General features: G+C 51.5%; 21 protein-coding genes, 1 rRNA gene and 1 pseudogene. 13 read left to right on the forward strand and 10 right to left on the reverse strand.

The window, feature by feature from the left end; all coding sequences use genetic code 11:
- Window positions 1-76 precede the first annotated feature (76 nt).
- The 5 genes from QQZ17_RS08265 to ompL all read left to right on the forward strand — a co-directional run bounded on the left by QQZ17_RS08265 (window position 77) and on the right by ompL (window position 6,759).
- A complete protein-coding gene (locus QQZ17_RS08265) occupies window positions 77-952 on the forward strand; it encodes a sulfite exporter TauE/SafE family protein (RefSeq protein WP_152401049.1) in 876 nt (291 codons plus the stop codon).
- 119 nt (window positions 953-1,071) lie between these two features.
- On the forward strand, window positions 1,072-3,111 hold the full coding sequence (locus QQZ17_RS08270) for an alpha-glucosidase (RefSeq protein ID WP_152401047.1): 2,040 nt from the start codon (window positions 1,072-1,074) through the stop codon (window positions 3,109-3,111).
- Window positions 3,112-3,152: 41 nt separating this feature from the next.
- Complete coding sequence (locus tag QQZ17_RS08275; protein WP_152401045.1) at window positions 3,153-4,541, forward strand: MFS transporter; 1,389 nt, start codon at window positions 3,153-3,155, stop codon at window positions 4,539-4,541.
- 39 nt (window positions 4,542-4,580) lie between these two features.
- On the forward strand, window positions 4,581-5,999 hold the full coding sequence (locus tag QQZ17_RS08280; protein WP_152401042.1) for an MFS transporter: 1,419 nt from the start codon (window positions 4,581-4,583) through the stop codon (window positions 5,997-5,999).
- 67 nt (window positions 6,000-6,066) lie between these two features.
- Window positions 6,067-6,759, forward strand: a complete 693-nt coding sequence (ompL, locus tag QQZ17_RS08285) for a porin OmpL (RefSeq protein WP_152406229.1) — start codon at window positions 6,067-6,069, stop codon at window positions 6,757-6,759.
- A gap of 60 nt (window positions 6,760-6,819) precedes the next feature.
- Here the strand turns inward: ompL and typA are convergent, their stop codons facing one another.
- Window positions 6,820-8,643 carry a ribosome-dependent GTPase TypA gene (gene typA, locus QQZ17_RS08290; RefSeq protein WP_152401040.1) on the reverse strand — a complete coding sequence of 608 codons (1,824 nt, stop codon included), beginning with the start codon at window positions 8,641-8,643 and terminating at the stop codon, window positions 6,820-6,822.
- A 376-nt stretch (window positions 8,644-9,019) separates the two neighbouring features.
- Here typA and glnA point away from each other — a divergent pair, with 376 nt between their 5' ends.
- The 4 genes from glnA (at window position 9,020) to QQZ17_RS08310 (ending at window position 13,468) form a co-directional block, all read left to right on the forward strand.
- Window positions 9,020-10,429: a glutamate--ammonia ligase gene (glnA, locus tag QQZ17_RS08295; protein ID WP_152401038.1), complete on the forward strand. Its 1,410-nt coding sequence runs from the start codon at window positions 9,020-9,022 to the stop codon at window positions 10,427-10,429.
- A gap of 350 nt (window positions 10,430-10,779) precedes the next feature.
- A complete protein-coding gene (gene glnL / locus QQZ17_RS08300; RefSeq protein WP_152401034.1) occupies window positions 10,780-11,829 on the forward strand; it encodes a nitrogen regulation protein NR(II) in 1,050 nt (349 codons plus the stop codon).
- A gap of 8 nt (window positions 11,830-11,837) precedes the next feature.
- Window positions 11,838-13,247: a nitrogen regulation protein NR(I) gene (glnG, locus tag QQZ17_RS08305; protein ID WP_042325420.1), complete on the forward strand. Its 1,410-nt coding sequence runs from the start codon at window positions 11,838-11,840 to the stop codon at window positions 13,245-13,247.
- A 110-nt stretch (window positions 13,248-13,357) separates the two neighbouring features.
- Window positions 13,358-13,468: a YshB family small membrane protein gene (locus QQZ17_RS08310; RefSeq protein ID WP_090050632.1), complete on the forward strand. Its 111-nt coding sequence runs from the start codon at window positions 13,358-13,360 to the stop codon at window positions 13,466-13,468.
- A gap of 78 nt (window positions 13,469-13,546) precedes the next feature.
- Here QQZ17_RS08310 and hemN read toward each other — a convergent pair whose 3' ends face one another.
- From hemN to QQZ17_RS26320, 3 genes and pseudogenes are all read right to left on the reverse strand, one after another.
- Window positions 13,547-14,920, reverse strand: coding sequence for an oxygen-independent coproporphyrinogen III oxidase (gene hemN, locus QQZ17_RS08315; protein ID WP_152401032.1), 1,374 nt, complete (start codon window positions 14,918-14,920; stop codon window positions 13,547-13,549).
- 187 nt (window positions 14,921-15,107) lie between these two features.
- A complete protein-coding gene (yihI, locus tag QQZ17_RS08320; protein ID WP_152401029.1) occupies window positions 15,108-15,620 on the reverse strand; it encodes a Der GTPase-activating protein YihI in 513 nt (170 codons plus the stop codon).
- A 103-nt stretch (window positions 15,621-15,723) separates the two neighbouring features.
- A pseudogene (locus QQZ17_RS26320) lies at window positions 15,724-15,925 on the reverse strand (hypothetical protein).
- Window positions 15,926-16,197: 272 nt separating this feature from the next.
- Between QQZ17_RS26320 and yihA the strand changes: the two are divergent.
- The gene (yihA, locus tag QQZ17_RS08325) at window positions 16,198-16,830 is read left to right on the forward strand and encodes a ribosome biogenesis GTP-binding protein YihA/YsxC (protein ID WP_152401028.1); all 633 of its coding nucleotides are present in this window, start codon (window positions 16,198-16,200) and stop codon (window positions 16,828-16,830) included.
- Window positions 16,831-17,063: 233 nt separating this feature from the next.
- Here the strand turns inward: yihA and QQZ17_RS26390 are convergent, their stop codons facing one another.
- Both QQZ17_RS26390 and polA read right to left on the reverse strand, forming a co-directional pair.
- Window positions 17,064-17,111, reverse strand: a complete 48-nt coding sequence (locus tag QQZ17_RS26390) for a spot 42 RNA, inhibition of DNA synthesis (protein WP_071892919.1) — start codon at window positions 17,109-17,111, stop codon at window positions 17,064-17,066.
- Between the two features lie 166 nt (window positions 17,112-17,277).
- On the reverse strand, window positions 17,278-20,064 hold the full coding sequence (gene polA / locus QQZ17_RS08330; protein ID WP_152401026.1) for a DNA polymerase I: 2,787 nt from the start codon (window positions 20,062-20,064) through the stop codon (window positions 17,278-17,280).
- A gap of 364 nt (window positions 20,065-20,428) precedes the next feature.
- On the opposite strand from polA, the gene QQZ17_RS08335 reads away from it, so the two are divergent.
- Window positions 20,429-21,364, forward strand: a complete 936-nt coding sequence (locus QQZ17_RS08335) for an acyltransferase (RefSeq protein WP_187696661.1) — start codon at window positions 20,429-20,431, stop codon at window positions 21,362-21,364.
- 12 nt (window positions 21,365-21,376) lie between these two features.
- Here the strand turns inward: QQZ17_RS08335 and dsbA are convergent, their stop codons facing one another.
- The 3 genes from dsbA to QQZ17_RS08350 all read right to left on the reverse strand — a co-directional run bounded on the left by dsbA (window position 21,377) and on the right by QQZ17_RS08350 (window position 23,347).
- Entirely contained in the window at window positions 21,377-22,000 is a 624-nt protein-coding gene (gene dsbA / locus QQZ17_RS08340; protein ID WP_152401022.1) for a thiol:disulfide interchange protein DsbA, read from the reverse strand.
- A gap of 14 nt (window positions 22,001-22,014) precedes the next feature.
- Window positions 22,015-23,001, reverse strand: a complete 987-nt coding sequence (locus tag QQZ17_RS08345) for a serine/threonine protein kinase (RefSeq protein ID WP_152401021.1) — start codon at window positions 22,999-23,001, stop codon at window positions 22,015-22,017.
- Window positions 23,002-23,077: 76 nt separating this feature from the next.
- Window positions 23,078-23,347 carry a YihD family protein gene (locus tag QQZ17_RS08350; RefSeq protein WP_042325406.1) on the reverse strand — a complete coding sequence of 90 codons (270 nt, stop codon included), beginning with the start codon at window positions 23,345-23,347 and terminating at the stop codon, window positions 23,078-23,080.
- Between the two features lie 69 nt (window positions 23,348-23,416).
- Between QQZ17_RS08350 and mobA the strand changes: the two genes are divergently transcribed.
- Window positions 23,417-24,001 (forward strand): molybdenum cofactor guanylyltransferase MobA, encoded by a 585-nt coding sequence (gene mobA, locus QQZ17_RS08355; protein WP_152401019.1) that lies wholly within the window; start codon window positions 23,417-23,419, stop codon window positions 23,999-24,001.
- The gene (mobB, locus tag QQZ17_RS08360; protein ID WP_152406228.1) at window positions 23,998-24,504 is read left to right on the forward strand and encodes a molybdopterin-guanine dinucleotide biosynthesis protein MobB; all 507 of its coding nucleotides are present in this window, start codon (window positions 23,998-24,000) and stop codon (window positions 24,502-24,504) included. Before mobA ends, mobB begins: the two co-directional genes overlap by 4 nt.
- A gap of 143 nt (window positions 24,505-24,647) precedes the next feature.
- On the opposite strand, the gene rrf is transcribed toward mobB, so the two are convergent.
- A 5S ribosomal RNA gene (gene rrf, locus QQZ17_RS08365) occupies window positions 24,648-24,763 on the reverse strand.
- Window positions 24,764-24,767 lie beyond the last annotated feature (4 nt).

Raw genomic sequence — 24,767 nt, forward strand, 5'->3', positions numbered from 1 at the left:
TAAAAAGCTCACCGCTCCGGAATTAAAAAAAACGGGGTCACATTTTGAAGCTTTATTTGATAATGAAGGAATGACGATGGATTTCTTTACTTTATTTACTCCCGATGGCGTGATGCTAGATAACCAGGTTGTCTATACCGTCATTGCATTAATGTTTCTTTATACCTTTGTGGGGATATGTGCAGGTTTTGGTGGCGGATTAACTACCATGCCGCTCATCACTCTGATGCTGCCGGTTAAAATGGCGACTCCGCTTTCCGTTATTGTCGGTACGGCGACGGCCATTTATGCCACCTGGCTATCACGTAAAGAGACCGACTGGCGTTCGGCGGCGGTACTGATCGGTTTCTCATTTCTTGGGATCCCGGTTGGCCTGTACGCGCTGTCTTACCTGCCCGATCACATCATGAAAATGGGACTGGGTGGGTTTCTGATCCTCTACTCATTCTACAGCATGTTTATTCCTCGCCTGCCCGTTTATGACCGGCGCTGGATTGCTGCGCCGTTGGGTGCTGTCGCGGGTGCGCTGGGGGCCGCCTTCTCCACAAATGGACCGCCGGTTGTGATGTACGGCATGTTACGTAATTTAGGCCCGGCGGCTTTTCGCGGTACGTTGAATGCGTTCTTTACGGCGAATAATATTGCCGTGGTTGGCGGTCTGGCAACCAGTGGAATATTGACAATCTCAACGTTTAAACTGGTCATTTTCTGTATTCCTACCATGATCCTCGGTTCACTGGTGGGACAGTATGTGCATAAACGTATTTCAGTAAAAGTATTCCGTACTCTGGTATTTTTATTATTGATCGCTTCAGGTGCCATGCTAATTAAAGGGGCAATGGGTATTTCCGCGCTCACTGCGCTCCTGCCACCTTTTGTCCTGCTGGCGGTATTACATTTATTGCTGGGTAAAAAAATAGCGGAGATCCGTAAAGCGGATGCCGAAAAATAATACGAGTTATTTTTTTACGCGCTACCTGACGGTCGCGCGTAACGATGTAAAGCGAATGAAAAATAGCAAACCATAATCCATTACTGTGCTCGCGTTCCCAAATTCATGGAGTGTTTTATATGAGTACGCAAACCCGACATTTATCCTTTGTCCAGGTCGAAAAAATTATTGATGGTTTTGCATTACGTTATCGGCAGCGTGTGATCTTACGCCATACGTCAGAAAACCCCTGTTTGTGGGTCGGTGCTGGCGTCGCTGATATCGACATGTTTCGCGGTAACTTCAGTATTAAAGATAAGCTTAACGAGAAAATTGCGCTGACCGATGCCACGATCAACGAATCAGCCGACGACTGGCGGATACGCTTTAGCCGTGGTGATACCGTCAATGCGACGCTGCTTATTTCTGTCGATGAGGCAGGTCGCCTACAGTTGGATCTGCACAATGACGATCGCAACCATAACCGTATCTGGCTACGGCTGGCGGCTAACCCGGACGACCATATCTACGGCTGCGGCGAACAGTTCTCTTACTTCGACCTGCGCGGCAAACCTTTCCCGCTGTGGACCAGTGAGCAGGGGGTGGGCCGTAACAAAACCAGCTACGTCACCTGGCAGGCCGACTGCAAAGAGAACGCTGGCGGCGACTATTACTGGACTTTCTTCCCGCAGCCCACGTTTGTCAGTACGCAAAAGTACTACTGTCATGTTGAGAACAGTTGCTACATGAATTTTGACTTCAGCGCGCCGGATTATCACGAACTGGCGCTGTGGGAGGATAAAACTACTCTGCGTTTTGAATGTGCCGACAGCTATATTGCACTGCTGGAAAAACTGACTGCGCTGCTGGGGCGCCAGCCGGAACTGCCGGACTGGATTTATGATGGCGTCACGCTGGGCATTCAGGGCGGCACCGAGGTTTGCCAGAAGAAACTGGATACGATGCGTCGTGCAGGCGTGAAGGTAAATGGCATCTGGGCGCAGGACTGGTCCGGGATCCGCATGACCTCATTCGGTAAGCGCGTGATGTGGAACTGGAAGTGGAACAGCGACAACTACCCGCAACTGGACAGCCGTATCAAACAGTGGAATGCCGAAGGCGTGCAGTTCCTCACTTATATCAACCCGTATGTCGCCAGCGATAAAGACCTGTGCGCCGAAGCGGCAAAGCACGGCTATCTGGCAAAAAATGCGGCGGGTGATGATTACCTCGTTGAATTTGGTGAGTTTTACGGCGGTGTGGTCGATTTAACCAACCCGGCGGCCTATGACTGGTTCAAAGACGTCATCAAGAAAAATATGATCGAACTCGGCTGCGGCGGTTGGATGGCGGACTTTGGCGAGTACCTGCCGACCGACACGGTTCTGCATAACGGCGTCAGTGCTGAGATCATGCATAACGCCTGGCCTGCACTGTGGGCAAAATGTAACTACGAGGCGCTCGAGGAAACCGGCAAGCTTGGCGAAATCCTGTTCTTCATGCGTGCGGGTTATACCGGCAGTCAGAAGTACTCCACCATGATGTGGGCTGGCGATCAGAACGTGGACTGGAGTCTGGATGATGGTCTTGCTTCCGTCGTCCCCGCTGCGCTCTCGTTAGCCATGACCGGTCACGGCCTGCACCACAGCGACATCGGCGGCTACACCACCCTGTTTGAGATGAAGCGTAGCAAAGAGCTGCTATTGCGCTGGTGTGATTTCAGCGCCTTCACGCCGATGATGCGTACCCATGAAGGTAACCGTCCCGGTGATAACTGGCAGTTTGACGGCGATGGCGAAACCATTGCCCATTTCGCCAGAATGACGACCATCTTCACCACCCTGAAGCCGTATCTCAAACAAGCCGTCGCGCAAAACGCCGCAACCGGCCTGCCAGTTATGCGTCCGCTGTTCCTGCATTACGAAGACGATGCGCACACCTACACCCTGAAATACCAGTACCTGCTGGGACAGGATCTGCTGGTCGCTCCGGTACATGAGCAGGACCGCAGCGACTGGACGCTGTATCTGCCGGAGGATAACTGGGTGAACCTCTGGACCGGTGAAACCCACCGTGGTGGCGAGGTAACCGTGGACGCGCCGTTGGGCAAACCGCCGGTCTTTTATCGCGCGAAAAGTGAGTGGGCGTCGCTGTTCGCGTCTTTGCGCCACATCGCGTAAGACTCGCCCGTGGGAAAACCACGGGCAAACGAGAGATTATCATGAGTCAAAACATAACCAATCCGGCAACCCTACGCTTGCCTTTTAAGGAAAAAATCGCCTACGGGATAGGTGATTTAGGCTCCAATATCCTTCTGGATATCGGTACCCTCTATTTACTTAAGTTTTATACCGATGTCCTCGGTTTGCCGGGCACGTATGGTGGCATCATTTTCCTTATCGCCAAGTTTTTTACCGCATTTACCGATATGGGAACCGGTATTATGCTCGATTCACGGCGTAAAATCGGTCCAAAAGGGAAATTCCGACCTTTCGTGATGTATGCCGCGTTTCCGGTGACCCTGCTGGCTATTGCTAATTTTGTCGGTACGCCGTTTGAAATCACCGGTAAAACGGTAATGGCGACCGTACTGTTTATGCTCTACGGGCTGTTCTTCAGCATGATGAACTGCTCCTACGGGGCAATGGTGCCTGCCATTACCAAAAACCCGGATGAACGCGCTTCGCTCGCTGCCTGGCGGCAGGGCGGCGCGACGCTCGGCCTGCTGTTGTGCACCGTCGGCTTTGTGCCAGTGATGAATCTGATCGAAGGCAATTCGCAGTTGGGCTATATCTTCGCCGCGACGCTGTTTTCCCTGTGCGGACTGTTCTTTATGTGGTGCTGCTATGCCGGTGTAAAAGAGCGCTATGTTGAAGTGACCCCCGTCGACGCGGCACAGAAACCCGGATTATTGCAGTCATTTCGCGCCATCGCCGGCAACCGTCCGCTGTTCATTTTGTGTATTGCCAACCTCTGCACGCTCGGCGCGTTCAACGTCAAGCTGGCTATCCAGGTCTATTACACCCAGTACGTGCTGAACGACCCGATCTTGCTGTCGTGGATGGGCTTTTTCAGCATGGGATGTATTTTCATCGGCGTCTTTTTAATGCCGGGGATGGTCCGCCGCTTCGGTAAGAAAAAGGTTTATATCGGCGGCCTGCTAATCTGGGTCGCAGGGGATCTGCTCAACTACTTCTTCGGCGGAGGGTCGGTCAGCTTTGTCGCTTTCTCCTGCCTGGCGTTCTTCGGTTCCGCGTTTGTGAACAGCCTGAACTGGGCGCTGGTCTCCGACACGGTGGAATACGGTGAATGGCGTACCGGCGTGCGCTCTGAAGGGACGGTCTACACCGGTTTTACCTTCTTCCGTAAGGTTTCGCAGGCGCTGGCAGGTTTCTTCCCGGGATGGATGCTGACCCAAATCGGCTATGTGCCCAACGTGGTGCAATCGGCGGGAACGGTCGAGGGCCTGCGACAACTGATCTTTATTTATCCGTGTGCACTGGCAGTCGTCACCATTATTGCGATGGGCTGTTTCTACGATCTCAACGAAAAGATGTACATCCGTATCGTTGGCGAAATCGAAGCCCGCAAACGCGCCATTGCAGAGTGAAAATGAATGGCAACTTGCGGGACTTCACGAGGATTGATTATGTCTGACCATGATCCACTAACCCTGAAACTGAGTTTGCGAGAAAAGCTGGCCTACGGCGTGGGTGATATTGGCTCCAATCTCATGCTGAGCGTCGGCACATTATATCTGCTGAAATTTTATACTGATGAATTGGGAATGCCCGCCTGGTACGGTGGAATTATCTTTCTGGTGGCAAAATTCTTTACCGCATTCACCGACATGCTCACCGGATTCCTGCTTGATTCACGCAGAAATATTGGACCAATGGGAAAATTCCGCCCCTTTATCCTGTATGCGGCAATCCCTTCAGCGATCATTGCGACGGTACAATTTATTACCACGACATTTAGTCTGCCAATCAAAACAGCTCTCGCGACGGGTTTGTTTATGTTATTTGGCCTGTTCTATAGTCTGATGAATTGCTCCTATGGCGCGATGATCCCGGCGATGACTAAAAACTCAAACGAGCGAGCGCAACTCGCTGCTTTTCGGCAGGGAGGCGCGACCATAGGTTTATTAGTTTGCACGGTGGCATTTATTCCTCTGCAAGCGCTCTTTTCCTCTTCAGCCTTCGGTTATGCTTGTGCCGCCTTCATTTTTTCTGCCTGCGGATTCGGGTTCATGATGCTATGCTTTAAAGGCGTTAAGGAACATTACCGGGCAACGGTTTCAACAGAACATAAGATGGGTATTTTTAAATCATTCTTCGCTATTTTTCATAATCCGCCACTGCTCGTGCTCTGTATCGCGAACTTATGCACGCTGGCCGCATTTAATATCAAATTAGCCATTCAAGTTTATTACACACAATATGTCCTGAACGATCCGCATCTATTATCATGGATGGGATTCTTCAGCATGGGATGTGTGTTGATTGGCGTCATTCTTGTCCCCTGGACGGTTAAATGCTTCGGTAAAAAGCAGGTGTACTTAGCCGGCATGATGTTATGGGCGCTTGGCGATATCTTGAATTATTTCTGGGGTAACAGTTCCTTCACCTTTATCATTTTCTCCTGTATTGCCTTCTTCGGCACCGCCTTCGTCAATAGCCTGAACTGGGCGCTGGTACCGGATACCGTAGATTACGGCGAATGGAAAACGGGGATTCGCGCGGAAGGTACCGTCTACACGGGATATACCTTTTCGCGGAAGATTTCTGCTGCGCTGGCGGGGTTTCTGCCCGGTATTATGTTGACCCAGATTGGCTATGTGCCAAACATCGCGCAAAGCGATACCACTCTACAGGGATTACGTCAGTTAATATTTCTCTGGCCCTGTGGTCTGGCGATTATTGCCGCATTGACCATGGGTTTCTTTTATAAACTCAACGAAGCGCGTTTCGCCTTTATTATCGAGGAAATTAATCAACGAAAAAAGAATAACAATATTCCTGATGTAACCAATAACAATAAAAATATCGCTACTGTAAATCTATAAATAAACCTTGCCGCTATTTCCATCCTGATGGATGGCGGCATCCCTACGCTTAAAAAATGGATTTATGATGAAAACATTAAACTCAATCATTCTGTTATCTTCAGTGATATCAACCTCTGTTTTTGCCGGTGCTTATGTCGAAAACCGGGAAGCTTATAATCTGGCCTCTGACCAGCAAGAGATCATGTTACGCGTTGGCTATAACTTCGATATGGGAGCAGGCATTATGCTCACCAACACCTACACGCTCCAGCGCGAAGACGAGTTAAAGCACGGCTATAACGAGATCGAGGGTTGGTACCCGTTATTCAAACCCACGGATAAATTAACGATCCAACCCGGCGGATTGATTACCGACAAGAGCATAGGTTCCAGCGGCGCTGTCTATCTGGACGTCAATTACAAGTTTGCACCGTGGTTTAACCTGACCGTGCGTAACCGCTATAACCATAATAATTACAGCTCGGTTGATTTAAACGGGGAGCGGGATAATAACGATACCTATGAGATCGGCAACTATTGGAACTTTATTATTACCGATAAGTTTTCGTATACCTTTGAACCCCACTATTTTATGCGGGTGAATGATTTTAATAGCAGCAATGGCAAGGATCATCACTGGGAAATTACCAATACCTTCCGTTATCGGATCAACCAGAACTGGTTACCCTACTTCGAACTGCGCTGGCTGGACCGTAACGTGGAACCCTATCACCGCGAACAAAACCAGATTCGCGTTGGGGTGAAATATTTCTTTTAATTACATTGAGGTAAAAAAAAGCCGCTGATATCAGCGGCTTTTTCATCACAAGATTATGAATTAATCTTCTTTCGGACCACGGTTCGCGCGGCGGCGATCGTTTTCCGTCAGGTGACGTTTACGAATACGGATAGACTGCGGAGTCACTTCTACCAGTTCGTCGTCATCGATGAACTCCAGAGCTTGCTCCAGGGTCATCTTAACCGGCGGAACCAGAACCGTTGCTTCGTCAGTACCGGAAGCACGCATGTTGGTCAGTTTCTTACCGGTCAGGCAGTTTACGGTCAGGTCGTTAGAACGACTGTGAATACCGATGATCTGGCCTTCGTACACTTCTGCACCGTGGCCCAGGAACAGCTTACCGCGATCCTGCAGGCTGAACAGCGCAAACGCGACGGCTTTACCCTGACCGTTAGAGATCAGTACACCGTTCTGACGCTGACCCACTTCACCCGGACGTACGTCGTCATAGTGGCTGAAAGTGGAGTACAGCAGACCCGTACCGGAGGTCATGGTCATGAATTCTGAACGGAAGCCAATCAGACCACGGCTTGGGATCACGTAGTCGAGACGTACGCGGCCTTTACCATCTGGATTCATGTTTTTCAGGTCGCCTTTACGCTCACCCAGTGCCTGCATGACAGAACCCTGGTGCTGCTCTTCGACGTCCAGTGTGACGTTTTCGAACGGCTCTTGTTTACGGCCGTCGATTTCGCGGAAGATAACTTTCGGACGGGAAACCGCCATTTCGAAACCTTCACGACGCATGTTTTCGATAAGAACGGACAGGTGCAGCTCACCACGACCCGATACACGGAACGCGTCTGCATCTTCGGTTTCTTCAACACGCAGCGCAACGTTGTGCACCAGCTCTTTGTTCAGGCGGTCAAGGATCTGACGAGAGGTAACGTATTTACCTTCTTTACCACAGAACGGAGAGGTGTTGACGTTGAAGAACATGGTGACGGTCGGTTCATCAACAGACAGCGCCGGCAGCGCTTCCACATTCTGCGGATCGCAGATGGTGTCAGAGATGTTCAGCTCGCCCAGACCGGTGATCGCGATGATGTCACCTGCTTCAGCTTCGGTGGATTCAATACGCTCCAGACCCAGGTGAGTCAGGACTTTACCGACTTTACCGTTACGGGTTTTGCCTTCGCTATCCACGATAGTGATCTGCTGGTTCGGCTTCACTTTACCGCGTTTGATGCGGCCGATGCCGATAACGCCAACGTAGTTGTTGTAGTCCAGCTGAGAGATCTGCATCTGGAACGGACCATCAAGGTCAACGTCCGGCGCAGGTACGTGGTCGACAATCGCCTGATACAGCGGGGTCATGTCTTCCGCCATATCTTCGTGATCCAGACCGGCAATACCGTTCAGCGCGGAAGCGTAGATGATCGGGAAGTCCAGCTGTTCGTCGGTCGCGTCGAGGTTCACGAACAGGTCAAATACCTGATCGACAACCCAGTCCGGACGCGCACCGGGACGGTCAACTTTGTTGATAACCACGATTGGCTTCAGGCCATGCGCAAAGGCTTTTTTGGTCACGAAGCGCGTCTGCGGCATCGGGCCGTCAAATGCGTCAACCACCAGCAGCACTGAGTCAACCATGGACATGACACGCTCAACTTCACCACCGAAGTCTGCGTGCCCAGGGGTATCAACGATGTTGATACGGTAATCATTCCATTTGATAGCGGTGTTTTTCGCGAGGATGGTAATCCCACGCTCTTTCTCCAAATCGTTGGAGTCCATCACACGCTCTTGAGTTTCGGCACGAGAGTCGAACGTACCGGATTGCTGCAGCAGCTTATCAACCAGGGTAGTTTTACCATGGTCAACGTGCGCGATGATGGCGATGTTACGCAAATTTTCGATCACAACTTTGCCTCAGGCATTAGAAATAGCGCGTTATTGTACACGGATTAATCGCACTACAAAACAGGATCACAAACATCCTCCGCAAACAAGTATTGCAGAGATTCTTTGTGATCGCTTTCACGGAGCGTTAAAAGGGTTATACACGGTTCATTGCACCAATATGGTGCTCAATGTTCACATTAAAGCACTATACTGGTGCAACATACACAACATGGTGCAACCCTTTTGCACGATGGTGCGCATGATAACGCCTTTTAGGGGCAATTTAAAAGTTGGCACAGATTTCGCTTTATCTTTTTTACGGCGACACGGCCAATGAATAAAGAATTGAACACCTCGTTACCACGACGACTATGACCAATCTGGAGAGTTAAGTATGTCCGCTGAACACGTTTTGACGATGCTGAATGAGCACGAAGTGAAGTTTGTTGATTTGCGCTTCACTGATACCAAAGGTAAAGAACAGCACGTCACGATTCCTGCTCATCAGGTAAATGCCGAATTCTTCGAAGAAGGCAAAATGTTTGACGGCTCTTCGATTGGTGGCTGGAAAGGCATCAACGAATCCGACATGGTGCTGATGCCGGATGCATCTACCGCGGTTATCGACCCGTTCTTCGCGGATTCTACGCTGATCATCCGTTGTGATATCCTGGAACCTGGCACCCTGCAGGGCTATGACCGCGACCCGCGTTCTATCGCCAAGCGTGCTGAAGAGTACCTGCGCTCCACGGGTATCGCGGATACCGTTCTGTTTGGGCCAGAACCTGAATTCTTCCTGTTTGATGACGTCCGTTTCGGCGCGTCAATCTCCGGTTCTCACGTGGCCATCGATGACATCGAAGGCGCATGGAACTCCTCCACCCAGTACGAAGGTGGTAACAAAGGTCACCGTCCGGCGGTGAAAGGCGGCTACTTCCCGGTTCCACCCGTTGACTCCGCTCAGGACATCCGTTCTGAAATGTGTCTGGTAATGGAGCAGATGGGCCTGGTTGTTGAAGCTCACCACCATGAAGTAGCAACCGCAGGTCAGAACGAAGTGGCGACCCGCTTCAACACCATGACCAAAAAAGCGGACGAAATTCAGATCTACAAATACGTAGTGCACAACGTCGCTCACCGCTTCGGCAAAACTGCGACCTTCATGCCGAAACCCATGTTTGGTGATAACGGTTCCGGCATGCACTGCCACATGTCTCTGTCCAAAAACGGCACCAACCTGTTCTCTGGCGACAAATATGCGGGCCTGTCTGAGCAAGCGCTGTACTACATTGGCGGCGTAATCAAACACGCTAAAGCGATCAACGCCCTGGCGAACCCGACCACCAACTCTTACAAGCGTCTGGTCCCGGGTTACGAAGCTCCGGTCATGCTGGCTTACTCTGCCCGTAACCGTTCTGCTTCTATCCGTATTCCGGTGGTGGCTTCTCCGAAAGCACGTCGTATCGAAGTCCGTTTCCCGGATCCCGCAGCGAACCCGTACCTGTGCTTTGCTGCCCTGCTGATGGCGGGTCTTGACGGTATTAAGAACAAGATCCACCCGGGCGAAGCAATGGACAAAAACCTGTACGACCTCCCGCCGGAAGAAGCGAAAGAGATCCCACAGGTTGCTGGCTCTCTGGAAGAAGCACTGAACGAACTGAATCTGGACCGCGAATTCCTGAAAGCGGGTGGCGTGTTTACTGATGAAGCCATCGATGCTTACATCGCGCTGCGCATTGAAGAAAATGACCGCGTACGCATGACGCCGCACCCGGTAGAGTTTGAGCTGTACTACAGCGTTTAACAGTATCTTAAAAATCCGACGAATTTCGCGTTGCGGCAAGGCGGCAACGGAGCGAATCCCCAGGAGCATAGATAACTATGTGACTGGGGTGAGCGACAAATCTGTCTGGAACAGATTTGAACGTCACGGAGTGACGGCCCGTAAGGGCGAGGCTCATGGATGAGCCGAGTAACCCGTAGCCAACGCAGCAGCGGCGTGAAAGGCGTCAGGAGTTTTTTAGTTGCCGTGGAAACTTTTAGCCCATCACACGATGGGCTTTTTTCACCGTCAACAACCTGATCCTTCGCGCTTTTTCTACATAAAAAGCTATAATGCACTAAATTGGTGCACACTATTCAGGAGACTGCTATATGGCAACAGGCACGCTGCCCGATGCTGGGCAGATCCTCAATTCTTTAATCAACAGCATCTTACTGGTCGACGATGAGCTTGCAGTGCATTACGCCAACCCGGCTGCGCAGCAGTTACTCGCTCAAAGCTCCCGCAAACTGTTTGGTACGCCGCTTCCTGAACTCCTGAGCTATTTTTCTTTGAATATCGGGCTGATGCGCGAAAGCTTAGAGGCGGGGCAAGGTTTTACCGACAATGAGGTCACGCTGGTGATTGACGGGCGCTCGCACATTCTGTCGCTCACTGCGCAGCGTTTGCCGGACGGACAGATCCTGCTTGAAATGGCGCCGATGGATAACCAGCGCCGCCTGAGCCAGGAGCAGCTACAGCACGCTCAGCAGGTCGCCGCGCGCGATCTGGTACGTGGACTGGCGCACGAGATTAAAAACCCGCTCGGTGGCTTACGCGGCGCAGCACAGCTATTAAGCAAAGCCCTGCCCGATCCGGCGTTGCTGGAATACACCAAAGTCATTATTGAACAGGCTGACCGACTGCGTAATCTGGTCGACAGGTTATTAGGCCCGCAGATGCCAGGCACGCATGTCACGGAAAGCATCCATAAAGTGGCAGAGCGTGTGGTGGCTCTGGTTTCTATGGAGTTACCGGCCAACGTCACGCTGGTCCGTGATTACGATCCCAGCCTGCCGGAACTGCCGCACGATCCGGAACAAATAGAGCAGGTGTTGTTGAACATTGTCCGCAATGCGTTGCAGGCGCTGGGGCCCGACGGCGGGGAGATCGTGCTGCGTACCCGCACGGCTTTCCAGCTCACGCTGCACGGCGAGCGCTATCGCCTGGCGGCGCGTATTGACGTCGAGGACAACGGGCCGGGGATCCCTTCCCACTTACAGGATACGCTGTTTTACCCCATGGTCAGCGGCCGCGAAGGCGGTACCGGGCTGGGATTATCCATCGCCCGTAATTTGATCGATCAGCATTCCGGCAAAATTGAATTTACCAGTTGGCCAGGTCATACCGAGTTCTCGGTTTATCTGCCGATTCGGAAATAGAGGTGCTTATGCAACGAGGGATAGTCTGGGTAGTTGATGACGATAGTTCCATCCGTTGGGTGCTTGAACGTGCTCTCGCCGGAGCGGGTCTGAGCTGTACGACCTTTGAAAACGGTAACGACGTGCTGGGTGCGCTGGCCAGCAAAACGCCGGACGTACTGTTGTCCGATATTCGGATGCCGGGGATGGACGGGCTGGCGCTGTTAAAGCAGATTAAACAGCGTCATCCGATGCTTCCGGTCATCATAATGACCGCACATTCCGATCTGGATGCCGCCGTCAGCGCCTATCAACAAGGGGCGTTTGATTATCTACCGAAACCCTTTGATATCGATGAAGCAGTGGCGCTGGTTGAACGCGCCATCAGCCATTATCAGGAACAGCAGCAGCCGCGCAATATCCAGCTCAACGGCCCGACCACCGACATCATCGGTGAAGCGCCGGCCATGCAGGATGTGTTTCGTATTATCGGGCGGCTCTCTCGCTCTTCCATCAGCGTGTTGATCAACGGAGAATCCGGGACGGGTAAAGAACTGGTTGCGCATGCCCTGCATCGCCACAGCCCGCGCGCCAAAGCACCGTTTATCGCACTGAACATGGCAGCGATACCCAAAGATTTGATCGAGTCTGAACTGTTTGGTCATGAAAAGGGGGCGTTTACCGGGGCAAATACTATTCGTCAGGGACGCTTCGAACAGGCCGATGGCGGCACGCTGTTTCTTGATGAGATCGGTGACATGCCGCTGGATGTGCAAACACGCCTGTTGCGTGTGTTAGCCGACGGTCAGTTTTACCGCGTTGGCGGCTATGCGCCGGTGAAGGTGGACGTGCGAATTATCGCTGCGACCCACCAGAACCTGGAGTTACGCGTCCAGGAAGGCAAGTTTCGTGAGGATTTGTTCCATCGTCTGAATGTCATCCGTGTGCACCTTCCACCGCTGCGCGAGCGTCGGGAGGATATTCCGCGCCTGGCTCGCCATTTCCTGCAAGTTGCGGCTCGCGAACTGGGCGTAGAAGCCAAGCTATTGCACCCGGAAACCGAAGCCGCGCTGACGCGACTGGCGTGGCCTGGCAACGTTCGCCAACTGGAAAATACCTGTCGCTGGCTAACCGTGATGGCGGCCGGGCAAGAGGTATTGATTCAGGATCTCCCTGCAGAGCTGTTCGAAGCCACCGCGCCGGAAAGTCCGTCTCATCTCCAGCCGGACAGTTGGGCTACGCTGTTGGCGCAGTGGGCGGATCGGGCGCTGCGTTCCGGTCATCAAAACCTGTTGTCAGAGGCACAGCCTGAAATGGAACGCACGTTGCTGACCACAGCGCTCCGTCATACACAGGGCCATAAACAGGAAGCGGCACGCTTGCTCGGATGGGGGCGTAATACCCTGACGCGTAAGTTAAAAGAGCTGGGAATGGAGTAACGTCACACGCTTGTGTAAAGATTAATAATTGAGCGCAAATTGCCGTTATTTTGCGCTTTACTGTTCCGATGAGTTCAGTATGATCGTGCCCGGCAAACGGGGGACTTACCATGCTGGAATCGATTATAAATCTGCTATCAAGCGGAGCGGTCGACAGCCATACGCCACAAACTGCGGTCGCCGCAGTACTGTGCGCCGCGCTGGTTGGGCTGTTCAGCTAACGCTGTGCCGGATGGCGCTAATGCTTAATGGCTCTACACGTTGTAGGCCGGATAAGCGAAGCGCCATCCGGCAACAGATTAAATCACTCTCGAAAACTGCTGCATCCGCGCTTTCTGGCGCAGATACGCATCAAAGCACATGCAAATGTTACGAATCAGCAGGCGGCCTTTCGGCGTGACCTGAATGTCCTTCTCTGTCACATCCACCAGCCCATCTTTCGCCAGCGGTGCCAACAGCTTCAGGTCTTCGGCAAAGTAATCCGCGAAGTTCAGATCCCACTGCTGCTCAACTGCGGCATAGTCGAGACGGAAGTTGCAGATCAGCGACTTAATGACGTCACGACGGATACCGTCATCACGGGTTAGCGCGATGCCGCGCCACAAGGCATTCCCCTGTTCATCCACCTGCTGATAGTAGAGTTTCAGCTCTTTCTGGTTCTGGGCATAGCAATCGCCAATCATGCTGATGGCAGAAACGCCCATCCCCAACAGATCGGTGTCCCCCTGGGTGGTGTACCCCTGGAAATTACGGTGGAGAACACCTTTGCGCTGGGCAATTGCCAGTTCGTCATCCGGGCGGGCAAAGTGGTCCATGCCGATAAACTGATAACCGGTCTCTGTCAGCGAGGAGATGGTTTCTTGTAAAATATCCAGCTTCTGCTGTGCGCTGGGCAGATCGGCGTCTTTAATTTTGCGCTGTGCGGCAAACAGCGTTGGCAAATGCGCATAGTTAAAGACGCTCAGACGATCGGGACTCAATTCCGCCACCCGCTTCAGGGTAAACGCGAAACTTTCCGGCGTCTGTTTGGGTAAACCATAGATCAGATCGATATTGGTCGAGGTAAAGCCGATGTCACGCGCGTGATTAAGCAGCGCAAAGATAAACTCTTCATCCTGTTCACGGTTAACCAGTCGCTGAACCTCTTTGTTGAAGTCCTGCACGCCCATGCTGAGACGATTAAAGCCTTCTGCGCGTAAATGATCGAGCACGTCCAGTTCAATCTCTCGGGGATCGACTTCGATCGAAATCTCCGCATCCGCATTGAAGTGGAAATTATTCCGCAGCAACGTCATCAGACGGCTGATTTGCGCTTTATTCAGGTAGGTTGGCGTGCCACCGCCCCAGTGCAGTTGGCTAACCTGGCGTGCGGCAAACAGCGGCGCACGATGAAGAATTTCCTGTTCCAGCGCATCCAGATACTGATCGGCCTTATGCTGCTGTCGGGTCACAATCTTATTGCAGCCACAGAAGTAGCAGAGTTTGTGGCAAAACGGAATATGAACGTAAAGCGAGAGCGGGCGCTCAGGATAGCGCGCGACGGCCTGTAAAAACGCCGATTCGCCAAACGCGTCTGAAAATTCCAGCGCGGTCGGGTACGAGGTATAGCGTGGCCCGGAATAGTTATATTTCTGGATCAGGGCCAGATCCCAGTCTATTTGTTGTTCAGACATGCTCACTCCTTCCGATGGCGTCTCTGGCGGGTACGGCGTACCGGCCTCACTCCATTTCGAGTGCTAAGCCGGCTGCGCAGCCACTTCTGTCGCCGCGACAACCGCTGTAGTTTAACGAATAACCACACCAGATAACATATAACCGGAAGGGTTATAAGCAGGACGGGCAGGCCCACGGCGTAAACCGTTAGTTACCGCCCCGCAGCAGGCGCATCATATCTTCCTGCTTCTCGTCATCTTCCTCTTCTTCTTCGTCATCATCGTAGGAGAGGCCCAGCTTCTGCATCAGTTCATCGATGCGATCCAGTTTGGCATCTACCCAGGACTGATCTTCCGCGCTCAGGGTTTCGCCTGCTTCCAGACGCTCTAACAGCGCATCCAGGCGCTCATCCGTTTCCAGTAAATCCAACTCAGCCTGCGGTGAAAGCATAGGTTTCTCACTCTTCGGTTTGTGCTGTTTGGTGACTTTTTCGGTCACGCCCAATGGAATAGGGGTTTTACTGCCGATGCGTGGATCTTTCTGTTGGTTCTTGTTTTTGCCGCCTGACGCCGCGTCGCCACCGGTCGCACGGCTACCCGCCGCGTGTCCACGGTGTTTTTTCTGACGCTTGCGGTCACGAGCTTCCAGGTTCAGCTCTTCACGGGTTTTACGGCGTGCCTTTGCAGGACCTTTGCCGCGTGGTGTAGAAGTGGATTTCATAGTGATTCGTCTTTGGCTGTTTTATTCAGTATACAATTGCGCCGGAATCTAGCAGAAATAAAGAAAAAAGGCGACAGATTGCTCTGTCGCCTTTTCACCTTACTCACAACCCTGAACGGGTCCTACATTCCCTGTCGGCTGTCAACACACCCTGTTTATCCTTCAGCCTGGAACATTCCGTGTCTTTTCCGTTTCCGTATACCAACGTCTCCGAACGCCTGTCATCCTGACAATCCTGTGTCTTCGCCTCCTGGCGCTCCTGACCCTCATCCTGAGTCGTCTTCCTGTACAGCTATCCTCGCTATGGGGGCTACTCTACTCTTTTGAAGTAAAGTAACAAGTCACTGGTCGCACAGTTCTGATATTTTCAGAATATTACATACTTTTAATACCATGATTTAGTTGATTTATTTAATTATTTGCCCTGCAATTACTCCTAAATTTCGTATAAGAACGATCGGCAATGTCTCACAACGAGCAAGGTTTTTACTCACAGCAGGCCCATGTCGAAAAATCAGTCTTTTGCTCCTGTTCAGGTATAATCGCGGCAAAGCTTTAACTGACGGAGACGACCGCTTTGATTAACCTGAATTATCAACAGACGCACTTTGTAATGAGCGCGCCTGATATTCGCCATTTACCTTCCGATACTGGAATCGAAGTGGCATTTGCTGGCCGTTCCAACGCAGGTAAGTCCAGCGCACTGAACACGCTGACCAATCAGAAGAGCCTGGCGCGTACCTCGAAAACGCCTGGCCGTACTCAGCTTATTAACCTGTTTGAAGTGGTCGACGGCAAACGACTTGTTGACTTACCCGGCTATGGTTACGCCGAAGTGCCGGAAGAAATGAAGCGCAAATGGCAACGCGCACTGGGTGAGTACCTGGAAAAACGCCAGAGCCTGCAGGGACTGGTGGTGTTGATGGATATTCGCCATCCGCTGAAAGATCTCGACCAGCAGATGGTCCAGTGGGCCGTTGAGAGTAACATCCAGGTGCTGGTGCTGCTGACAAAAGCGGACAAACTGGCAAGTGGGGCGCGTAAGGCCCAGTTGAATATGGTCCGTGAAGCGGTGTTAGCCTTTAACGGCGATGTGCAGGTTGAGACCTTTTCATCGCTGAAAAAGCAGGGCGTGGACAAATTACGGCAGAAGCTGGACAGCTGGTTTAGCGAACTGGCACCGGTTGAAGAGGATCAGGACGGAGAGTAATTCATCGCGAGGGCGGATAACGACGCAGCGCGTCTTATCCAGCCCACAGATCGTGTTTCGCTTTTACTCAAAATAATTCATGTTGCAGGAAGGCAGCGACGCAGTGAATGCTCAGGGGCTTACATCAGTAAGTGGCTGAGGTGAGAGAGGAAACCAATGCACCTGCAGCGTGAAGTATGAAGAGTAAAATAAAAAACGCCCCAGTCAGAAACTGACTGGGGCGGCTAAAATATTCAGCCAAATCCGATTACGTGAAGTAAAAGGTCTGAAAGATAGAACATCTTACCTCTGTACCCTACGCGAATAACTTTACTCTTTTTTGAGCAGCGCAGAAAGCACTTTTTGTAATTTTTTTTCATTCTTTACATAGGTAATTCCAATACCCATCACAAAATGCGTGCACTTATGTTGCTTAATTACGAAAAAAGCGCGTTATCCAGCGGCCACTTAGTGCGCCTGATCCCAGTTTTCACCACTCCCGACTTCCACCAGCAGTGGCACATCAATGCGCGTGCAGTTTTCCATCAACTGATGGATCCTTTTCGCTGCCGCATCCAGGTCGTCTTTATGTACTTCAAACACCAGTTCATCGTGCACCTGCATGATCATACGCACGCGCGGTTTCTCTGTTTCCAGCCAGCCATCGACCGCAATCATCGCTCGTTTGATGATATCGGCTGCGGTTCCCTGCATTGGGGCGTTAATCGCCGCACGCTCAGCACCAGCACGACGCGCGCCGTTGCTGGATTTGATATCCGGCAGATAGAGACGACGGCCTTCCAGCGTTTCAACATAGCCCTGCTCTTTCGCCTGAGCGCGAGTGCGTTCCATGTACTCCAGTACGCCAGGATAACGTTCGAAATAGAGGTCCATATACTTCTGCGCTTCTTTACGCGGAATATTCAACTGACGCGCCAGACCGAACGCGCTCATGCCGTAGATCAGGCCAAAGTTGATCGCCTTCGCGCTGCGACGCTGCTCACTTGTTACCGTCTCCAGCGGCAGACCAAATACTTCTGCAGCGGTGGCGCGGTGAATATCTTTCCCTTCAGCAAACGCTGTCAGCAAACCTTTGTCGCGTGACAGGTGCGCCATAATACGCAGCTCAATCTGTGAATAGTCCGCAGAAACAATCAGGTAATCCTTCGGCGGGATAAATGCCTGACGGATACGACGACCTTCCTCGTTACGGACCGGAATGTTTTGCAGGTTTGGATCGGTCGATGACAAGCGGCCCGTCGCGGTCACGGCCTGATGATACGACGTGTGCACACGCCCGGTTTTCGGGTTAATCATCAGCGGCAGTTTGTCGGTGTAGGTCGATTTCAGCTTCGCCAGGCCACGATACTCAAGAATCACTTTAGGTAGCGGGTAATCCAGTGCCAGCTCTTCCAGCACCTCTTCAGACGTCGATGGCGCGCCGCCTGGGGTTTTCTTCAGTGGCTTAATGCCCTGTTTTTCGAACAGGATCGTCTGCAACTGCTTAGTTGAAGAGAGGTTAAACACTTCTCCTGCGATGTCATGCGCTTTCTGTTCCAGCTCCGCCAGACGCAGGGTGATCTCCTCGGAGTGCTTATGCAGTACCGCTGGGTCTATCTTCACACCGTTACGCTCTACGCGAGATAACACCGGTACCAGCGGCATTTCGATGTTTTCAAAGACATTCAACGGCCCTTTATGCTGCTGCAGTTCTGGCCACATTTTCAAATGCAGTTGTAAGGTGACGTCAGCATCTTCTGCCGCATAACGCCCGGCCTCTTCCAGCGCGATCTGATTAAAGGTCAGTTGGTTCTTCCCTTTACCCGCAATCTCTTCGAAGGTGATGGTTTTGTGCTTCAGCCAGCGATCGGACAAGCTGTCCATATCGTGACGTCCGGCAACGCTGTTCAGAATGTACGATTCGAGCATGGTATCAAAAGCGATGCCACGCAGTTCGATGCCATAATTCGCCAGAATACCGCGATCGTACTTCAGATTTTGTCCAACCTTACGCGCGTTTTCATCTTCAAGCAGCGGCTTGAGCATCGCCAGCGCACGATCGCGGGAAATTTGATCCGGCGCATCCAGATAGTCATGCGCCACAGGCACATAAGCCGCCACGCCTGGTTCAATAGCGAATGAGAGCCCCACCAGATTGGCAGAGATGTTATCCAGACTGTCGGTTTCGGTATCGAAGGCAAACACGGGCGCTTTTTTCAGCTTCGCAATCCACGTTTCCAGCGTCGGTTCATCGAGAATCGTCACGTAGTTATCGTAGGAAAGCACAGCAGCGGTTTCTTCCTGTGCGTCATCGACAACGATCGTCTCCTGCGGTTTTGCCGCCGGTTTTGCCCCTTTCGCCTGTAGCCACTTGCCCGCTTCAACATCAGCGGTCCAGCGTTTGAACTCATACTTTTTAAACAGCCCGACCAGTTCGTCAGCCTGTGGCTGTTGTACTTCCAACTGTTCGCAGGTTAGTTCCAGCTCAACGTCTGTTTTGATCGTCGCCAGTTTATAGGAGAGATAGGCAACCTCTTTATTTTGCTCAAGTTTACCCGCCATGGTTTTCGCACCACGGAACGTCAACCCGGCAATTTTATCTGACTCAGCGTAAAGCGTATCCAGCCCGCCCAGTCCCTGTAACAGCGCCTGAGCGGTCTTTTCCCCAACGCCCGGTACGCCCGGAATGTTATCGGAGGAATCCCCCATCAGCGCCAGAAAGTCGATGATCAGTTCGGGCGGCACGCCGTATTTCGTCACAACTTCATCCGGACCAAGAATAGTGTTAGTCATGGTATTGATGAGTGTGATGTTTGGCGTAACCAGTTGGGCCATATCTTTATCACCGGTACTGATCAGCACCGGACGCCCCACTTTTTCCGCTTCACGTGCCAGGGTGCCAATAACATCGTCCGCTTCCACGCCGGATACGGCCAGCAGCGGCAACCCCATCGCTTTCACCATCGCATGTAACGGTTCGATCTGCGCCCGCAGATCGTCCGGCATTGGCGGGCGATGCGATTTGTAATGCTCAAATAATTCGTCACGGAAGGTTTTACCCTTGGCATCAAATACCACTGCGGCATGTGTTGGCTGATACTGCAGGATCAGGCTGCGCAGCATATTGAGGACACCGTACATCGCGCCCGTCGGTTCACCCGCGCTATTGGTTAGCGGTGGAAACGCATGGTATGCGCGATAGAGATAAGAGGAGCCATCTACAAGGATAAGTGGGTTTTCTGGGATCTGAACCATAATGTCCGTGCCTGTTTATCAGATTATGGATAAAGGATGCCACAGACGGGATGAAAACATGAGTTTTTCACCACATTTGTCGTAAATCTTTTGTAGATCTTCTGGATCGCTCGCAAAGCCGCCTGTGGATAACTTTGTGCATAATTAATTTTCATCACATTAATATCAAATCAATGATTTTATCATCATTTATTTTATTGATTATTTTCAATAAGTTATAAAAACAACAAAATAAACCCTTTATGTTTTCATTGAATTACGGAATGTGGATAGATATGGCGTATTTTTCTCTGTCGTGAAGAACCGTCATTTGAGTTATTTTCTGATAAAATCAGCCCCCTTGCGCGACTTTAGCGTACTGTTTATGGCTAATCCTTTGAATAATTTAATCATGGCGAGATTGCTCGCTACAGTCACCCTGTTGCTGAGCATCGCATTGACCATTGTGGTCACGATTTTATGCTCTGTACCGATCATTCTTGCTGGACTGGTAAAGCTCCTGCTACCCGTTCCTTTCGTCTGGCGCAAGGTGTCTTTGTTTTGTAATTTCATGATGTACTGCTGGTGTGAAGGGCTCGCCCTGCTGCTGCATCTCAACCCGTGGTTGAAATGGGATGTGCAAGGTCTGGAAGGTCTCAGCAAGAAAAACTGGTATCTGCTGGTGTGTAATCACCACAGTTGGGCTGACATCGTGGTGCTGTGTGTGCTCTTCCGTAAACACATTCCCATGAATAAGTATTTCCTCAAACAGCAACTGGCCTGGGTGCCCTTTATCGGTCTCGCCTGCTGGGCGCTGGATATGCCGTTTATGAAACGTTACTCACGCGCGTACCTCTTGCGGCATCCAGAACGTCGGGGTAAGGATGTTGAGACCACCCGCCGGTCCTGCGAAAAATTTCGGGCGCATCCCACCACGATCGTCAATTTCGTCGAAGGCTCTCGCTTTACCGAAGAAAAACGTCAGCAGACTCGCTCGCCGTATAAACACCTGTTACCGCCAAAAGCAGCAGGCATCGCAATGGCGCTGAACGTGTTAGGTTCGCAATTCGATAAATTACTTAACGTTACGCTGTGCTATCCAGAAAACGACCGTACGCCGTTCTTCGATATGCTAAGCGGGAAACTGACGCGCATTGTGGTTCGCGTGGATATGCAACCCATTAAGGAAGATCTGCACGGTGACTACGTGAACGATAAAGGTTTTAAGCGCCGTTTCCAGCTATGGCTAAATACGCTGTGGGGAGAAAAAGACTTGCTAATAGAAGAGATTAAAGCGACAAGTAAAAACGCCGGTCACTGACCGGCGTTGCTTTTATTTCTTACCGACCAGGTATTTCACCGTGTCCGCATATTGCTGAACAAAGATATCCATGCTGCTGGTATCCATACCCTGCGGATTCACCTGATATTTGCCGTTAACAAACATCGCCGGTACGCCCTGCAGTTGCAGATCGGCAGCGGCTTTTTCCTGCTGCGCAACCAGTGATTTCACGACAAAGCTGTTCCATGCCGCATCGTAATCTTCGCCTTTAACGCCGGCATCCACGAATACTTTACGGATATCCGCAACGCTTTGTACGGTCTGGGTTTTCTGTACACCTTCAAACATCGGCACAGTCACTTTATCTTCAACACCCAGCGCGATCGCCACAGCCCACGCTTGCGTCAGATCCTTGCCCAGCGGGCCCAGGAACTCGACGTGGTACTTAGTCATTTTGACGCCTTCCGGAAGTTTTTTCTTCACGTTATCAGAAACATGAAGGACTTCTTCAAACTGGTAGCAGTGTGGGCAATAGAAAGAGAAAAACTCCAGCACCTGCGGTTCACCGGCAACGGGCTTTTCCAGGGTGGTATACTGCTTACCATCCTCGAATTGCGCTGCCGATGCGCTGAAAGCTAAAACCATACCAGCCAGCGCCAGCCAAATCTTTTTCATGATTACGTCTCCGATTAATACATAGGTGTTAATTGTAATGGGGGTTCTTGCAGAACTTTTGCCTGCTCGATAAATGTCGCGGTCTGTCGTTGCCAGTAATCTTCCCCGGTCAACCACGGGAAGTTTTTAGGAAACGCAGGATCGTCCCAACGACGCATCAGCCAGGCAAGATAATAAACCAAACGCATGGCACGTAAAGGTTCAATCAGTTCAATTTCAGACGTTTCGAACTCATTAACGTCTTCATAAGCTTCAATAATCGTCTCAAGCTGCATACGTTGCTCAGCTTTATCACCATTAAGAAGCATCCACAGATCCTGAATGGCAGGACCATTGCGGGAATCATCTAAATCGACAAACAGCGGCCCCTCGCGCCAGAGGATATTTCCGGCGTGACAGTCGCCGTGTAGACGTAACATGTCAAAATTCGTATGCCACCGGTCAGTGACGGCCACAATCAGCGCATCCGTCGCCTTCAGGAAGGCGGCCTTTTGTCCTGACGGGATGAGGCGAGCATACTCGAAGAGTTTACGCGGCTCGACGAGGTATTCGTCCAGCCCAATGGTCGGTCGCCAGGTAAATGGTCGCTTACGACCGATCTGATGCAGACGCCCCAGATAACGGCCCACCGCTTCCATTTGATCGATATTGTCCGCTTCGAACTGCCGACCACCTACGCTTGGAAAAATCGCGTAGTGGAACCCCTGATGCGACAACAGCGTCTGCCCCTTAAAAGCCAGCGGCGCGGCAACCGGGACGTCATCTTCGAGCAGTTCAATCGCAAACTGATGCTCTTCCAGGATCTGATCAACCGACCAGCGCTCAGGGCGATAAAATTTAACGACAAAACGCTGACGGTCTTCATCCTGAAACTGGTAGACACGGTTTTCGTAGCTGTTAAGCGGAGTAAGACCAGAATCCACCCGGATCCCCTGCTCAAACAGCGCATCCATGATGGTATCCGGGTGTAATGTCTGGAAATTGAAAGCGTTGTTGTTCATCCCATCATCCGGAAAATACGTCGAATGATTCAGGATATCATTTCATAACAACTTCGGTGGCCCCACTTACAAGCTTTTACTCTTTAATTACGCCACGGGCACGCAGCAGCGCCGTTTTGAAATCTTCCTCGTAGTCTTTTTGGATACCGGGAATAACAGCGTCTTTTGCAGAGTCGCGCATTTTCAGGTGATAGATCAGAATGTCGTCGGTTAAATCCGCCAGTTCACCGTCAAAACCTGACTCTTTCGCCAGTTTCTGCAAAAATTGCATCAGGTTAAGGTCGGGCTCTTTTTGCCAGGCTGGCTGGAGGAGTTCAATAACTTCATTCAGGCGTTTACATTTCATGGTCGTGCTCCTTACTCTTGATACAGACACGTTAGCAGGGTCAATCCCACAATAAAAGAGGCGATATCAGTGAATCAGGTTAGTGCAATAACAGGGGTTGTACTTGCTGGCGGAAAGGCCAGGCGGATGGGCGGCATTGATAAAGGCCTGCTTGAGCTTAAAGGGAAACCGCTGTGGAAACATGTCGCCGATACGCTGTTATCGCAACTGGAAACGGTAGTTGTGAATGCCAATCGCCATCAGGATATTTATCGCTCTGGCGGCCTGAAAGTCATTTCGGATGTGATCGCGGATTTTCCCGGTCCGCTGGCGGGTATGCTTTCTGTTTTCCAACAGGAGAATGGCGACTGGTTTCTGTTTTGTCCCTGTGACACCCCTTTTATCCCGCAGACGCTGGTTGCCCGATTAAGTGCCCGACGCAATCAGGCACCGGTGGTATGGGTGCACGATGGCGAACGGGATCACCCCACCATTGCGCTGGTTCACCGCTCGGTTCAGCCGTTTTTGCAGACTTATCTACAGTCTGGCGAGCGACGGGTAATGGTTTTTATGCGTCAGGCCGGTGGACATGCCGTTGATTTTAGCGACTATAAGGACGCGTTTGTGAATGTGAATACCCTTGAGGAGCTCGATAAATGGCAGGAAAAACAATGATCCCTCTCCTGGCTATCGCCGCGTGGAGCGGAACGGGAAAAACGACACTGCTCAGGAAGCTCATCCCGGCTCTGTGCGCCGCAGGGATCCGTCCTGGACTTATCAAGCATACGCATCACGATATGGACGTGGATAAGCCCGGCAAAGACAGCTACGAGCTACGCAAAGCGGGGGCAGCGCAAACCCTGGTCGCCAGTCAGCAACGTTGGGCATTGATGACCGAGACGCCAGAAGCATCCGAGCTGGATTTAGCGTACCTGGTCAGCAGGATGGAGACTACCACGCTGGATATGGTGCTGGTTGAGGGATTTAAGCACGAAGCCGTCGCGAAGATCTTATTGTTTCGACAGGGATGTGGACGCAGTGTGGAAGAACTGACCATTGATGAACACGTTATTGCGATTGCCAGTGACGTTCAACTTGACGTGGATATTCCGCAATTAAATATCAATGATATACAGCAGATTTCAGCATTCATTTTACGCTGGCTAAAGGCGCAGTAAACCCAATAAAGCGTCTCTTTCTCCGCTCAAGTAATCATCCCGATAAACGCAAAAAGGCCATCCGCAGGATGGCCTCTTCACTGAACAGCAGATAAAACAAAAAAACCCCATGCTTTCGCATGAGGTTTTCCTGTTTATTTGATGCCTGGCAGTTCCCTACTCTCACATGGGGAGACCCCACACTACCATCGGCGCTACGGCGTTTCACTTCTGAGTTCGGCATGGGGTCAGGTGGGACCACCGCGCTACAGCCGCCAGGCAAA

The organism is Citrobacter sp. T1.2D-1 (assembly GCF_950098555.1).
GTDB lineage: Bacteria > Pseudomonadota > Gammaproteobacteria > Enterobacterales > Enterobacteriaceae > Citrobacter_A > Citrobacter_A telavivensis.

Bases quoted from the DNA above. Each gene is read 5' to 3' on its own strand.
- QQZ17_RS08265 (WP_152401049.1), top strand. From the start codon at position 77: ATGGATTTCTTTACTTTATTTACTCCCGATGGCGTGATGCTAGATAAC.
- QQZ17_RS08270 (WP_152401047.1), top strand. From the start codon at position 1,072: ATGAGTACGCAAACCCGACATTTATCCTTTGTCCAGGTCGAAAAAATT.
- QQZ17_RS08275 (WP_152401045.1), top strand. From the start codon at position 3,153: ATGAGTCAAAACATAACCAATCCGGCAACCCTACGCTTGCCTTTTAAG.
- QQZ17_RS08280 (WP_152401042.1), top strand. From the start codon at position 4,581: ATGTCTGACCATGATCCACTAACCCTGAAACTGAGTTTGCGAGAAAAG.
- ompL (WP_152406229.1), top strand. From the start codon at position 6,067: ATGAAAACATTAAACTCAATCATTCTGTTATCTTCAGTGATATCAACC.
- glnA (WP_152401038.1), top strand. From the start codon at position 9,020: ATGTCCGCTGAACACGTTTTGACGATGCTGAATGAGCACGAAGTGAAG.
- glnL (WP_152401034.1), top strand. From the start codon at position 10,780: ATGGCAACAGGCACGCTGCCCGATGCTGGGCAGATCCTCAATTCTTTA.
- glnG (WP_042325420.1), top strand. From the start codon at position 11,838: ATGCAACGAGGGATAGTCTGGGTAGTTGATGACGATAGTTCCATCCGT.
- QQZ17_RS08310 (WP_090050632.1), top strand. From the start codon at position 13,358: ATGCTGGAATCGATTATAAATCTGCTATCAAGCGGAGCGGTCGACAGC.
- hemN (WP_152401032.1), bottom strand. From the start codon at position 14,920: ATGTCTGAACAACAAATAGACTGGGATCTGGCCCTGATCCAGAAATAT.
- yihI (WP_152401029.1), bottom strand. From the start codon at position 15,620: ATGAAATCCACTTCTACACCACGCGGCAAAGGTCCTGCAAAGGCACGC.
- polA (WP_152401026.1), bottom strand. From the start codon at position 20,064: ATGGTTCAGATCCCAGAAAACCCACTTATCCTTGTAGATGGCTCCTCT.
- QQZ17_RS08335 (WP_187696661.1), top strand. From the start codon at position 20,429: ATGGCTAATCCTTTGAATAATTTAATCATGGCGAGATTGCTCGCTACA.
- dsbA (WP_152401022.1), bottom strand. From the start codon at position 22,000: ATGAAAAAGATTTGGCTGGCGCTGGCTGGTATGGTTTTAGCTTTCAGC.
- QQZ17_RS08345 (WP_152401021.1), bottom strand. From the start codon at position 23,001: ATGAACAACAACGCTTTCAATTTCCAGACATTACACCCGGATACCATC.
- QQZ17_RS08350 (WP_042325406.1), bottom strand. From the start codon at position 23,347: ATGAAATGTAAACGCCTGAATGAAGTTATTGAACTCCTCCAGCCAGCC.
- mobB (WP_152406228.1), top strand. From the start codon at position 23,998: ATGATCCCTCTCCTGGCTATCGCCGCGTGGAGCGGAACGGGAAAAACG.